The following is a 506-nucleotide window of genomic DNA, read 5'->3' on the forward strand; positions in this document are numbered from 1 at the left end:
GGGCTGGCGATTGGGACGAAGTCGTAACAAGGTAGCCGTACCGGAAGGTGCGGCTGGATCACCTCCTTTCTAAGGATTATTTGGCGAGAAACGTTATATCGGTAGGCTATGGTGGTCTGCTCGTGTTTGTTTTGTTTCTTGTTTGGGACGCGTAAAAAGAGACACTCAAGAAGGCTTCTCTTATATAGGGTAGTTTGCTTGGGTGGTGTTGGTTAGACGTGCTGTTAGGCATTCGGACACTGTCCGATATACCACCCGCGGCTAGTTGGCAAGGTTTTGTTCTTGTTTTCTGGTTGTGGTGTTGGTGTGGTGGTTGGTTGTCGCATAGTGAGCGTGAGCATCTTTATAACAAACACGTTGATGCCAAGGGCTTTGGTTTTTGGTTTTTGGTTTGTGTGTTTGTTGTGTGATTTTGCGTAATGTAAACGATTTTGTTTTGAGTTTCTTGTTTATTGTTTTTTGGTGTTGTAGGGCGTTTGGTGGATGCCTTGGTGCGTATGGGCCGA

At 46.0% G+C, this 506-nt stretch carries 1 protein-coding gene and 1 rRNA gene; one reads left to right on the forward strand and one right to left on the reverse strand.

Annotated features, from left to right (window positions below):
* Positions 1–69, forward strand: a 16S ribosomal RNA gene (locus ACRQFC_RS09230); the annotation flags it as partial.
* A 192-nt stretch (positions 70–261) separates the two neighbouring features.
* Here the strand turns inward: ACRQFC_RS09230 and ACRQFC_RS09235 are convergent.
* On the reverse strand, positions 262–506 hold a 245-nt coding region (locus ACRQFC_RS09235), incomplete at its 5' end, for a hypothetical protein (RefSeq protein WP_435734679.1).

The organism is Actinotignum inguinis (assembly GCF_051265835.1).
Taxonomy (GTDB): domain Bacteria; phylum Actinomycetota; class Actinomycetes; order Actinomycetales; family Actinomycetaceae; genus Actinotignum; species Actinotignum timonense.